This window comes from Pseudomonas kitaguniensis (genome assembly GCF_009296165.1).
Classification (GTDB): domain Bacteria; phylum Pseudomonadota; class Gammaproteobacteria; order Pseudomonadales; family Pseudomonadaceae; genus Aquipseudomonas; species Aquipseudomonas kitaguniensis.
Genome location: NZ_VUAZ01000100.1, coordinates 1 through 11,936 on the forward strand (window position 1 = coordinate 1; position 11,936 = coordinate 11,936).

Genomic DNA, 11,936 nt, shown 5'->3' on the forward strand with positions numbered 1-11,936 from the left:
CCCACATTTGAATGCATTCCAGCATGGGAACTCGGTCTACTGTGGGAGCGGGCTTGCTCGCGATAGGGCGCGACCCGGTCTAAAGCCCTACTTCTCAGGCATCGGCATCGGAAACGGCATGACATTGCTGGTGCCACGGGCTTCGCTGATCTTCGGTGTGCCCAAGCGCTCGACTTCATCGATGCGCACGATCGAATGCATCGGCACAAAGCTGCGCACCACGCCTTCGAACTGCGCCTTGAGCTTTTCTTCGCCCGGGTCGACGACCAACTGGGTGCGCTCGCCAAAGACGAACTCTTCCACTTCCAGGAAGCCCCACAGATCACTTTGATAGATCTGCTTGGCGTACATTTCGAACACCTGGCCCTGGTTAAGGAAAATCACCTTATAGATTGGAGCTTCACGTTTGGTCATGGTGGGCGAACAACACATCGGGGATATAAAAGAGGGCGCGAACTATAGCATGGCACCCGATGCACAGCGCTAGGAACCAATGGGCATGCCCCCTATAATGCGCGGTTCTTTACCACCAGTTGATGATTCCCATGGCCAAGAAGCTTTACATCGAAACCCACGGTTGCCAGATGAACGAGTACGACAGCTCGCGCATGGTCGACCTGCTGGGCGCCCACCAGGCCCTGGAAGTCACCGCCCGCGCCGAAGATGCCGACGTCATCCTGCTCAATACCTGCTCGATTCGTGAACGGGCGCAGGACCGTGTGTACTCGCAGCTGGGCCGCTGGCGCGAATTAAAACTGGCGAACCCGGACATGGTGATCGCCGTCGGCGGCTGCGTGGCCAGCCAGGAAGGCGCCGCGATCCGCGACCGCGCCCCCTATGTCGACGTAGTATTTGGCCCGCAAACCCTGCACCGCTTGCCGGAAATGATCGACGCCGCGCGCCTCACCAAGTTGCCGCAGGTAGACGTCTCGTTCCCCGAAATCGAAAAATTCGACCATTTGCCAGAGCCGCGCATTGACGGGCCAAGTGCCTACGTGTCGGTGATGGAAGGCTGCAGCAAGTACTGCACGTTTTGTGTAGTGCCTTACACGCGTGGCGAAGAAGTCAGCCGACCGTTTGACGACGTGCTGGCGGAAATCATCCATTTGGCCGAAAACGGCGTGCGCGAAGTGACGCTGCTCGGCCAGAACGTCAACGGCTACCGTGGCCAGACCCAAGACGGCCGCCTGGCCGACCTGGCGGAGCTGATCCGCGTGGTGGCGGCGGTGGATGGCATCGAGCGCATTCGCTACACCACTTCGCACCCGCTGGAGTTCTCCGACAGCCTGATTCAGGCGCATGCCGAGGTGCCGGAGCTGGTCAAACACCTGCATTTGCCGGTGCAATCCGGTTCGGACCGAATTCTGTCAGCCATGAAACGCAACCACACCGCGCTGGAATACAAATCCAAACTGCGCAAATTGCGCGCAGCGGTGCCGGGTATCTGCATCAGCTCGGACTTTATCGTCGGCTTCCCCGGCGAGACCGAGAAAGATTTCGAGCAGACCATGAAGCTGATCGAAGACGTCGGTTTCGACTTTTCCTACTCGTTCGTCTACAGCCAGCGCCCCGGCACCCCGGCCGCCGACCTGGCAGATGAGACCCCGGAAGCGCTGAAAAAAGAGCGTTTGAACGCGCTGCAACACCGCCTGAACCAGCAAGGCTTCGAAATTAGCCGACAAATGGTCGGTTCGATCCAGCGCATTCTCGTCACCGACTACTCGAAAAAAGACCCGGGCGAGTTGCAAGGCCGTACCGAGAACAACCGCATCGTCAACTTCCGTTGCGACACGCCCACCCTGATTGGCCAGTTCGCCGACGTGCATATTGATGCGGCCCAACCGCACTCGTTGCGCGGGTCATTGGTGCAGTAACCCCCCCATATTTCTGACTGATTGAGATCAAAATGTGGGAGCGGGCTTGCTCGCGATTCAGACGCCTCGGTCCAGCAGGTACACCGAGGTGAGGCCATCGCGAGCAAGCCCGCTCCCACACACGCCCGCTCGCATATTGGGACTGCGCCACATTGCGATGACTTAAGTGCTTTCGCACGCCGGCGCCTGGCGTTATCCTCTGTTTCACCTCAACAGCCAAAGGGCGGCTAAAAGCGACCTTGAACGCACCTATAGAACCCCATCGTTTTATCCTCGAGCCCTTTGAGGCTCGCCGTTTCGCCAACCTGTGCGGACAGTTCGACGAGCACCTGCGCCTGATCGAACAACGCCTGAGCATCGAGATCCGCAACCGCGGCAATCAGTTCGAGCTTATTGGTGAACCGCAACACACCACGTCTGCAGAAAACCTGCTGCGCCGCCTCTACCGCGAAACCAAGGGCAGTGAGCTGTCGCCGGAGTCCGTGCACTTGTACCTGCAGGAATCTGCCGTGGAAGACTTGGCCAACAACCCGGTCGCCGAAGCCAGCGTGGCCCTGCGCACCAAAAAAGGCATGATTCGCCCACGCGGCTTGAATCAGCAGCGCTACGTTAAAGAAATCCTCAATAACGACATCAACTTCGGCATCGGCCCCGCCGGTACAGGCAAGACCTACCTGGCGGTGGCTTGCGCGGTTGATGCTCTGGAGCGCGAGCAAGTGCGCCGCATCCTGCTGGTGCGCCCGGCGGTTGAAGCGGGTGAAAAACTTGGCTTCCTGCCCGGCGACCTGGCCCAGAAGATCGACCCGTACCTGCGCCCACTCTACGACGCACTCTACGAGATGCTCGGCTTTGAATACGTGGCCAAGCTGATCGAGCGCCAGGTGATCGAGATCGCCCCGCTGGCCTACATGCGTGGCCGTACGCTGAACAACAGCTTCATCATCCTCGACGAAAGCCAGAACACTACCGTCGAACAGATGAAGATGTTCCTGACGCGTATCGGGTTCGGCTCCACCGCCGTGATCACTGGCGACGTCACCCAGGTTGACCTGCCCAAGGGCACGAAGTCGGGGCTGGCGCAGGTGATTGATGTGCTCAAGGACGTGCCGGGCATCAGCTTTACGCATTTTATGCCCAAAGACGTGGTGCGCCACCCGCTGGTTCAGCGCATCGTCGAAGCCTACGAGCGCTTTGATCACCGTGATGACGCACCGGCCAAGGACGTTCGCCGCGATGCTTGAGCTTGACCTGCAGTTGGCCACCGAAGCGCCCGCCCCCAGCGAAGCGCAGTTCCGTGAATGGTGCACGCTAGCCTTGCGCCAGCGCAGCGCCGACTCGGAATTGACCATTCGTCTGGTCGACGAGCCCGAAGGCCGTGAACTGAATCACACCTGGCGCCAAAAGGACTACGCGACCAACGTGCTGTCCTTCCCCGCCGACGTACCAGATGAGTTACTGGATATTCCGCTGCTGGGCGATCTGGTCATCTGTGTTGAAGTGGTGGAACGCGAGGCCAGGGAACAAGGCAAGGAACTTGAGGCGCATTGGGCACATCTAGTCATCCACGGTTGTTTGCATCTCTTGGGCTACGACCATATAGACGATGACGAAGCCGTGGAAATGGAAACACTGGAACAAACGTTGCTTGCAGAATTGGGTCATCGCGACCCTTATGCAGACGACGAAACCGATACACCCCCTAACTGACACAACAAAGGATTTAGAGTAATCGCTATGAGCGAAGACCGATCGAGCAACGGGCAGAAGTCGTGGCTGGGTAAACTGACCCAGGCTTTTGCCCACGAGCCGAAAAACCGCCAGGAGCTGCTGGAGCTGCTGCGCGAGGCCCATCAGAACAAGTTGCTGGACAGCGAAGCGCTGGCCATCGTCGAAGGCGCCATCCAGGTGGCTGACCTGCAAGTTCGGGACATCATGGTTCCGCGTTCGCAGATGATCAGCATCAAGGCGACCCAGACCCCACGGGAATTCCTCCCGGCCGTGATCGACTCGGCGCACTCGCGCTACCCGGTGATCGGTGAAAGCCATGACGACGTCATGGGCGTCCTGCTGGCCAAGGACCTGTTGCCGTTGATCCTCAAAGAGAACGGCGACTCCTTCAACATCAAGGACCTGCTGCGCCCGGCCACCTTCGTGCCTGAATCCAAGCGCCTGAATGTGTTGCTGCGCGAGTTCCGCGCCAACCACAATCACATGGCCATCGTGATCGACGAATACGGCGGCGTGGCAGGGCTTGTGACCATCGAAGACGTGCTGGAACAAATCGTCGGCGACATCGAAGACGAGCACGACGTAGAAGAAGACAGCTACATCAAGCCGCTGCCCAGCGGTGACTTCCTGGTCAAGGCGCTGACGCCGATCGAGAACTTCAACGAGTTCTTCGACAGCGAATTCTCCGACGACGAGTTCGACACCGTCGGTGGCCTGGTGATGAGTGCGTTCGGGCACCTGCCCAAGCGTAACGAAACCACCGAGATCGGCGCCTATCGGTTCCGCATCCTGAATGCCGACAGCCGCCGGATTCACTTGATTCGCCTCACACCTATTGCCCGCTAAGGAATGACATGCAGCGCCTGACTCGCCCCGGCTGGCCCGGTAATTTGCTGGCCGTGGTGGCTGGCGCCATGACAACACTGGCGCTGGCGCCGTTCGACCTGTGGCCGTTTGCGCTGGTCGCAGCCGGGTTGTTCTATATCGGCCTGCGCGAGCTGACGCCGCGTCAGGCGCTGGGCCGTGGCTGGTGTTTCGGCTTCGGCCTGTTTGGCGCCGGCACCAGCTGGATCTACTACAGCATTCACCATTTTGGCGGCGCTTCGGTGTTGCTGGCTGGCTTTTTGATGCTGCTGTTTACCGCCGCGATTGCCTGGTTCTTCGCCCTGCCCGCTTGGTTGTGGGCGCGCTGGCTGCGCCGCAATGAAGCGCCATTGGCCGACGCGCTGACCTTTGCTGCGTTGTGGGTCGGCCAGGAAGCGTTTCGCGGCTGGTTCCTGACGGGTTTCCCCTGGCTCTATTCCGGTTACAGCCAACTCGACGGCCCACTCACCGGCCTCGCACCGCTGGGCGGGATGTGGCTGATCTCGTTCGCCTTGGCGCTGACCGCTGCCGTGCTGTGCAACCTGCCGCGCCTGCTGGCAAGCCAGCGCAACAGCTTTATCGGCGCGGGCCTGGTGCTGCTGGTTGCGCCATGGGCCATCGGCCTCGCGCTTAAGCATCACGCCTGGACCACGCCCTCCGGCGCACCGCTGAGCGTGGCGGCGATTCAGGGCAACGTCGAACAAAGCATGAAGTGGGACCCCGAACAGCTGAATGCGCAGTTGGCGCTGTACCGCGACATGAGCTTGAGCTCCAAACGCGTCGACCTGCTGGTGTGGCCGGAGACGGCGGTGCCGGTGCTCAAGGACTCTGTCGAAGGCTACCTGGCCATGATGGGCAAGTTCGCCGCCGACCGGAACACCGCGCTGATCACCGGCGTACCGATCCGCCAGGAAGTGCACCACGAGAAGCGCTTCTTCAACGGCATCACCGTGGTCGGCGAAGGCGAAGGCACTTACCTGAAACAAAAGCTGGTGCCCTTTGGCGAATACGTGCCGCTGCAAGACATACTGCGCGGGCTGATCGCCTTCTTCGACCTGCCGATGTCGGACTTCGCCCGCGGCCCTGCGGACCAGCCGATGTTGCAGGCCAAGGGTTATCAGATTGCGCCGTTCATTTGCTATGAAGTGGTGTACCCGGAATTCGCTGCAGGCCTCTCGGCCCAGAGCGATCTGTTGCTGACAATCAGCAACGACACGTGGTTTGCCGCTCGATCGGCCCGCTGCAACACCTGCAAATGGCGCAGATGCGCGCGCTGGAGGCTGGCCGCTGGATGATCCGCGCCACCAACAACGGCGTGACCGGCCTGATCAACCCGTTTGGGCAGATTACCGAGCAGATCCCGCAGTTCGAACGGGGAATTTTGTACGGCGAAGTGGTGCCGATGCACAACCTCACGCCTTACCTGCAATGGCGCTCGTGGCCGCTGATCATCGTGTGCCTGGCACTGTTCGGTTGGGCATTACTGGCGGCTCGAATGTCGAAAACCGTTTAACAGACACACCCAAAACACGGTGGGAGGGCGCCCTCCCACCTGTTGATTTACGCCGTTATCGGTAAAACAACCGATAGCCCACCTGCCCCACCGCTTCATTGATCAACTGCCCGCTGCGCCACACCGACACGAACTCCGGCATCCAGCCGCCCAGCGGCCGGGCATTGTCCACACCCAAAAAGCCTACCGGGCCGGGCACCACCGTGAAGCCGGCCTTCTCAAAGCTCCACACCGCGCGCGGCATATGCCAGGCCTGAGTCACCACCACCACCCGCTTGATGCCTTGCGGCAACAGAATATCGGCGCTCATCTGTGCGTTTTCCCACGTGGTACGGCTGCGCTCTTCTTTCCAGCGCACGCTGACGCCAAAATCATCCTGCAGCGACACGGCCATCAGTTCGGCCTCACTCGGCGGCGTGCCGTAATGCAGGCCACCGCTGGTCAATAACGGCAACCCGGACGCCTTGGCCAGTCGCGCGGCATAGCGCTGGCGCTCCAGCCCGATGCCCGTGGGCTGGTCTGTGCCCCACGCGGGGTCACCGCGCTCACGCCCCGAACCCAACACCACAATCGCGTCGGCGCGCTGCGCCAGCGTCGCCCAGTCTTCACGGGCCAACGGCGGTTCGGTCTCCAGGGCATGCGCGGCCCATTGCACCATCACTGGCAGGCTGATCAACCACATCCCGCCCAACCCGGCGGCAAAACACACCCTGGCCAAGCGTGGGCGACTTTTACGAAACCACCAGGCAAGCGCGAGCAACAGCAAAAAAATACCGGGCGGCAAAAGCAGTTGTTTGATGAAATAACGAAAAGGCATCGGGCATCTCCAAAGATGCCCGAAGCCTAGATGCAACGTGGTTTTACGACAATCTTTACGCGCACATTTCAATCAAGAAAGTTAAAGCATAACCCTGCGTTTCACTTGCACCGTACGGCTCGCAGTTTTTCAAGGCTGCGGCCCGCACACACGTCCTTCAGCCAGATCACCTTGGCTGAACGCGAGGGCTCTGTGGCGGACGGGGAAGCCTGCGCAAGCGCGGCGCGGTGGTGATTCAACTCAAGGTAGACCTTGATCAGTTCAAGCTCTGCCTTGCTCAAGCCACGCAACTCCAACTCCAGAGGCCGTTCATCACGCAATCGGCCTGCGGTTGTTGCGGCATCCAATGCCCGACCCAAACGCTCGATCAACCCTTCGTATAGCTGCGGTTTCGTTAAAGTTCGCTGCGATTCAGCCATCCCTCACCTCATTGAAGATAAGACTTGCTCCCCAATAAACAGCGTAGTCCCGGTTGCCGCGCGTGCGTGGCGCCGCGACAGACGGCCCTTGCCGAGCAATCAGGGTTTCCCTCGATAGAGTGGGGTCATGTATGCTACGGCGCTTCCTGTAACTCCACTTCCCGCAGGGTTTGGGCACGGACGCGCCGCTTTTTGGTGTCGATCAACCTGAACGTTGCACCGAAGAGGATTAGGCCACCCCATTCAGTTCAAAAGTAGCCATGCACGAACACTATCAGCCCCGTGAAATAGAAAACGCCGCCCAGTCGTTCTGGGACGAGCAGAAGTCCTTTGAAGTCAGTGAACAGCCAGGCAAGGAGACTTTCTATTGCCTGTCGATGTTCCCTTACCCCAGCGGCAAGCTACACATGGGGCATGTGCGTAACTACACCATCGGCGACGTGATCTCCCGCTACCAGCGCATGCTCGGCAAAAATGTCCTGCAACCCATGGGTTGGGACGCCTTTGGCATGCCGGCGGAAAACGCCGCGATGAAAAACAACGTGGCCCCCGCCAAGTGGACCTACGAAAACATCGCCTACATGAAGACCCAGCTGCGCAGCCTGGGCTTGGCGGTGGACTGGTCACGCGAGGTGACCACCTGCAAGCCCGATTACTACCGTTGGGAACAATGGCTGTTCACTCGCCTGTTCGAAAAAGGGGTGATCTACAAAAAAAGCGGCACCGTGAACTGGGACCCGGTCGACCAGACCGTACTGGCCAACGAGCAGGTCATTGACGGTCGCGGCTGGCGCTCCGGCGCGCTGATCGAAAAGCGCGAAATCCCGATGTACTACTTCAAGATCACCGCCTACGCGGATGAACTGTTGTCGAGCCTCGACGATTTGCCGGGCTGGCCTGAACAGGTCAAGACCATGCAGCGCAACTGGATCGGCAAATCCAAGGGCATGGAAGTGCAGTTCCCGTACAACCTCGACTCGATCGGCGCAGCGGGCGCACTCAAAGTCTTCACCACCCGGCCGGACACCCTGATGGGCGCCACCTACGTCGCCGTGGCCGCCGAACACCCGCTGGCCACTCAGGCCGCACACAACAACCCTGTGCTGCAGGCATTTATCGCCGAATGCAAAGGCGGCAGCGTGGCCGAAGCCGACGTCGCCACCCAAGAGAAAAAAGGCCTGCCGACCGGGCTGTTCGTCGAGCACCCGCTGACGGGCGAAAAACTCCCGGTGTGGGTCGCCAACTATGTGCTGATGCACTACGGCGACGGCGCGGTCATGGCGGTGCCGGCGCACGACGAGCGCGATTTTGAATTCGCCGTCAAATACAGCCTGCCGATCAAGTCCGTGGTGCGTACCAGCGCGGGTGACACCAACCCGGCCCCGTGGCAAGACGCCTACGGCGAACACGGCGAACTGATCAACTCCGGCGAATTCGACGGCCTCGACTTCGCCGGCGCCTTTGACGCAATTGAAGTTGCCCTGATCAAGAAAAACCTCGGTGCCTCGCGCACCCAGTTCCGCCTGCGCGACTGGGGCATCAGCCGCCAGCGCTATTGGGGTTGCCCGATCCCGATCATCCACTGCGAAAGCTGCGGTGACGTGCCGGTGCCGGAAGACCAGTTGCCGGTCATATTGCCCGAAGACGTGGTGCCGGACGGCGCCGGTTCACCGCTGGCGCGCATGCCCGAGTTCTACGAATGCGCTTGCCCGAAATGCGGCCAGCCTGCCAAGCGCGAAACCGACACCATGGACACCTTCGTCGAGTCCTCGTGGTACTACGCTCGTTATGCCTCGCCGCACTATGAAGGCGGCCTGGTGGAAAAATCCGCTGCCGACCATTGGTTGCCGGTAGACCAGTACATCGGTGGCATCGAACACGCCATTCTGCACCTGCTGTACGCGCGCTTCTTCCACAAGCTGATGCGCGACGAAGGCCTGGTAAGCTCCGACGAGCCGTTCAAGAACCTGCTGACGCAGGGCATGGTCATCGCCGACACGTATTACCGTCGCGAAGCCAATGGCGCCTACACCTGGTTCAACCCGGCGGACGTAGAACTTGAGCGTGACAGCAAAGCCAAAGTGATCAGCGCCAAGCTGATTGCCGACGGCCTGCCGGTGGAAATCGGCGGCACCGAGAAGATGGCCAAGTCGAAGAACAACGGCGTCGACCCTCAGTCGATGATCGATCAGTTCGGCGCCGACACGTGCCGCCTGTTCATGATGTTCGCCTCGCCGCCCGACATGAGCGCCGAATGGTCCGACTCCGGCGTCGAAGGTTCGCACCGCTTCCTCAAGCGCGTCTGGCGCCTGGCGCACGCGCATCTCAGCCAGGGCCTGCCGGGCAAACTCGACGTGGCCGGCCTGACCGACGAGCAGAAAGCCATTCGCCGCAGCACCCACCTGGCCATCCGGCAGGCCAGCCAGGACGTAGGGCAAAATCACAAATTCAACACCGCCATCGCGCAAGTGATGACGCTGATGAACGTACTCGAAAAAGCCCCGCAAACCACCGAACAAGACCGCGCGCTGGTGCAGGAAGGCCTGGAAACAGTCACCTTGCTGCTGGCGCCGATCACGCCGCACATCAGCCACGAACTGTGGAGCCGTTTGGGCCACAGCGAAGCGGTCATTGATGCCAAGTGGCCGGTGCAGGATGACAGCGCACTGGTACAGGACACGCTGCAACTGGTGATTCAGGTCAACGGCAAACTGCGCGGCCAGATCGATATGCCCGCCAGCGCCAGCCGTGAAGACGTGGAAGCGGCGGCACGCGTCAACGAAAACGTGCTGCGCTTTACCGAAGGCCTGACGATCCGCAAAGTGATCGTGGTGCCCGGCAAACTGGTCAATATAGTCGCTAGCTAATCGGATCGGGCGCAGGGCTTGAGCCCTGCGCCGAACAAAACCTCCAAGGCCTCGATAAGGCCCACATGGTTTCAAGGGGAGCAACAAAATGATCAAACGCAATTTGCTGGTGATGGGCCTTGCTGTGCTGCTGAGTGCCTGCGGCTTCCAACTGCGCGGCACCGGCACCAATGAACTGAGCATCAAGGAACTGGACGTCAGCGCCCGCAACGCCTATGGCGAAACCGTGACTCAGCTGCGCCAGACCCTGGAAAACAGCGGCGTGCGCGTGTACACCGGCGCGCTCTACAAACTGAACCTGGTCGACGAGAAAGAAACCCAGCGTAACCTCAGCTACGCCAGCGCCGGCCGTGCGTCCGACATCGAACTGACCTCCGAACTCAACTTCGAAGTCCAGGGCCGCGACCACCTGCCATTGATGGGTGACAAGATTCAGGTGCAGAAGGTCGTGAGCCACGACGGCAACAACTTGGTGGGTTCGGACTCGGAAATTACCCAGGTTCGCAAAGAAATGCGTCGTGAGCTGATCCAGCGCTTGATGCTGCGCCTGCAGTTGCTGACCCCGCAACAGCTTGAAGTGCTGCAACGTACTGCCGACAACAAGGCCAAGGCTGACGCCGACGCCCTGAAAGCGGCGCAAGAGTACGAAAACAACACGCCGAAACAATCGCCTGTTGAAGTCCCGGTAGAGTAAGCCAAGCGGGGCGCCCTAGGCGCCCCGTTCGACCCGCCTATGAAACTCGCTCCCGCCCAACTCGCCAAACACCTGCAAGGTGGCCTCGCGCCTGTCTATATCGTCAGCGGTGACGACCCGCTGCTGTGCCAGGAAGCGGCAGACGCCATTCGCACAGCCGCGCGCCAACAAGGCTTCGATGAACGCCAGGTGTTCAGCGCCGACGCCAGTTTCGACTGGGGTACGTTGCTGCAGGCCGGCGCGAGCATGTCGCTGTTTGCCGAAAAACGCCTGTTGGAACTGCGCCTGCCTTCGGGCAAGCCAGGTGACAAAGGCGCGGCCGCCTTGATGGAATATTGCTCGCGCCCATTTGAAGACACGGTGTTGCTCGTCAGCCTGCCCAAGCTTGACGGCAGCGCGCAGAAGACCAAATGGGGCAAGGCGTTGGTGGAAGGCCCACAGACCCAGTTCATCCAGATCTGGCCAGTGGACAGCAACCAGTTGCCGCAGTGGATTCGTCAGCGTCTGTCCCAATCGGGGCTGTCGGCGACACAAGACGCTGTGGAGCTGATCGCCGCACGGGTCGAAGGCAACCTGCTGGCCGCCGCCCAAGAGATCGAAAAGCTCAAGCTGATGGCCGAGGACGGGCAGATTACCGTCGAAACCGTGCAAGGCGCGGTGGCCGATAGCGCGCGTTTTGATGTGTTCGGGCTGGTCGATGCGATTCTCAACGGTGAACCCGCCCACGCCCTGCGCATGCTCGAAGGGCTGCGTGGCGAAGGCGTGGAGCCGCCGGTAATTCTTTGGGCGCTGGCGCGGGAGCTGCGCGTGCTGGCTAATATTGCACTGCAATACAGCCAGGGCATCCCGCTGGACAAAGCCTTCAGCCAGGCCAGGCCGCCGGTGTGGGACAAGCGCAAACCGCTGATGAGCAAAGCCCTGCAACGGTACTCGGCGCAACGCTGGGCGCAACTGTTGCTCGAAGCCCAGCGCATTGACGCGCAAATCAAAGGCCAGGCGGCGGGCTCGCCATGGATGAGCCTCAGCCGTTTGTCACTATTGATGTCTGGCCAGCGCCTTACATTACCCGCCGAATAACCTCCTATCCCCTGTGGGAGGGGCTTGCTCCCGATGGCGGCGAGTCAGCCATTACATCCATCACTGATAGACCGCCATCGGGA

The 11,936-nt window shown here is 60.5% G+C and carries 10 protein-coding genes and 1 pseudogene; 8 read left to right on the forward strand and 3 right to left on the reverse strand.

The window, feature by feature from the left end:
• Positions 1-87: 87 nt before the first annotated feature.
• Entirely contained in the window at positions 88-414 is a 327-nt protein-coding gene (locus F0169_RS17035) for a DUF1820 family protein (RefSeq protein WP_003194436.1), read from the reverse strand.
• Positions 415-545: 131 nt separating this feature from the next.
• On the opposite strand from F0169_RS17035, the gene miaB reads away from it, so the two are divergent.
• From miaB to lnt, 5 genes and pseudogenes are all read left to right on the forward strand, one after another.
• Positions 546-1,874 carry a tRNA (N6-isopentenyl adenosine(37)-C2)-methylthiotransferase MiaB gene (gene miaB, locus F0169_RS17040; RefSeq protein WP_058415617.1) on the forward strand — a complete coding sequence of 443 codons (1,329 nt, stop codon included), beginning with the start codon at positions 546-548 and terminating at the stop codon, positions 1,872-1,874.
• A 239-nt stretch (positions 1,875-2,113) separates the two neighbouring features.
• The gene (locus tag F0169_RS17045) at positions 2,114-3,115 is read left to right on the forward strand and encodes a PhoH family protein (RefSeq protein ID WP_058415616.1); all 1,002 of its coding nucleotides are present in this window, start codon (positions 2,114-2,116) and stop codon (positions 3,113-3,115) included.
• A complete protein-coding gene (ybeY, locus tag F0169_RS17050; protein WP_058415615.1) occupies positions 3,108-3,581 on the forward strand; it encodes an rRNA maturation RNase YbeY in 474 nt (157 codons plus the stop codon). The genes F0169_RS17045 and ybeY overlap by 8 nt, the downstream gene beginning before the upstream one ends.
• Positions 3,582-3,608: 27 nt before the next feature.
• A complete protein-coding gene (locus F0169_RS17055) occupies positions 3,609-4,448 on the forward strand; it encodes an HlyC/CorC family transporter (RefSeq protein ID WP_005791724.1) in 840 nt (279 codons plus the stop codon).
• Positions 4,449-4,456: 8 nt separating this feature from the next.
• Positions 4,457-5,979 (forward strand): annotated as a pseudogene (gene lnt / locus F0169_RS17060) (apolipoprotein N-acyltransferase).
• 55 nt (positions 5,980-6,034) lie between these two features.
• Here lnt and F0169_RS17065 read toward each other — a convergent pair.
• Positions 6,035-6,796: a YdcF family protein gene (locus tag F0169_RS17065; protein ID WP_152747145.1), complete on the reverse strand. Its 762-nt coding sequence runs from the start codon at positions 6,794-6,796 to the stop codon at positions 6,035-6,037.
• 101 nt (positions 6,797-6,897) lie between these two features.
• Complete coding sequence (locus F0169_RS17070; protein WP_152747146.1) at positions 6,898-7,215, reverse strand: hypothetical protein; 318 nt, start codon at positions 7,213-7,215, stop codon at positions 6,898-6,900.
• A 260-nt stretch (positions 7,216-7,475) separates the two neighbouring features.
• Here F0169_RS17070 and leuS point away from each other — a divergent pair, with 260 nt between their 5' ends.
• The 3 genes from leuS (at position 7,476) to holA (ending at position 11,853) form a co-directional block, all read left to right on the forward strand.
• Positions 7,476-10,082 carry a leucine--tRNA ligase gene (gene leuS, locus F0169_RS17075; RefSeq protein WP_152747147.1) on the forward strand — a complete coding sequence of 869 codons (2,607 nt, stop codon included), beginning with the start codon at positions 7,476-7,478 and terminating at the stop codon, positions 10,080-10,082.
• Between the two features lie 88 nt (positions 10,083-10,170).
• Positions 10,171-10,776: an LPS-assembly lipoprotein LptE gene (locus F0169_RS17080; RefSeq protein WP_058415610.1), complete on the forward strand. Its 606-nt coding sequence runs from the start codon at positions 10,171-10,173 to the stop codon at positions 10,774-10,776.
• A 39-nt stretch (positions 10,777-10,815) separates the two neighbouring features.
• A complete protein-coding gene (holA, locus tag F0169_RS17085) occupies positions 10,816-11,853 on the forward strand; it encodes a DNA polymerase III subunit delta (RefSeq protein ID WP_122251541.1) in 1,038 nt (345 codons plus the stop codon).
• The last annotated feature ends 83 nt before the right edge of the window (positions 11,854-11,936 follow it).

What these genes read in the sequence shown, in the direction of transcription:
- F0169_RS17035 (WP_003194436.1), bottom strand. Translation starts at nt 414, where the DNA reads ATGACCAAACGTGAAGCTCCAATCTATAAGGTGATTTTCCTTAACCAG.
- leuS (WP_152747147.1), top strand. Translation starts at nt 7,476, where the DNA reads ATGCACGAACACTATCAGCCCCGTGAAATAGAAAACGCCGCCCAGTCG.
- F0169_RS17055 (WP_005791724.1), top strand. Translation starts at nt 3,609, where the DNA reads ATGAGCGAAGACCGATCGAGCAACGGGCAGAAGTCGTGGCTGGGTAAA.
- F0169_RS17065 (WP_152747145.1), bottom strand. Translation starts at nt 6,796, where the DNA reads ATGCCTTTTCGTTATTTCATCAAACAACTGCTTTTGCCGCCCGGTATT.
- miaB (WP_058415617.1), top strand. Translation starts at nt 546, where the DNA reads ATGGCCAAGAAGCTTTACATCGAAACCCACGGTTGCCAGATGAACGAG.
- F0169_RS17070 (WP_152747146.1), bottom strand. Translation starts at nt 7,215, where the DNA reads ATGGCTGAATCGCAGCGAACTTTAACGAAACCGCAGCTATACGAAGGG.
- holA (WP_122251541.1), top strand. Translation starts at nt 10,816, where the DNA reads ATGAAACTCGCTCCCGCCCAACTCGCCAAACACCTGCAAGGTGGCCTC.
- F0169_RS17080 (WP_058415610.1), top strand. Translation starts at nt 10,171, where the DNA reads ATGATCAAACGCAATTTGCTGGTGATGGGCCTTGCTGTGCTGCTGAGT.
- ybeY (WP_058415615.1), top strand. Translation starts at nt 3,108, where the DNA reads ATGCTTGAGCTTGACCTGCAGTTGGCCACCGAAGCGCCCGCCCCCAGC.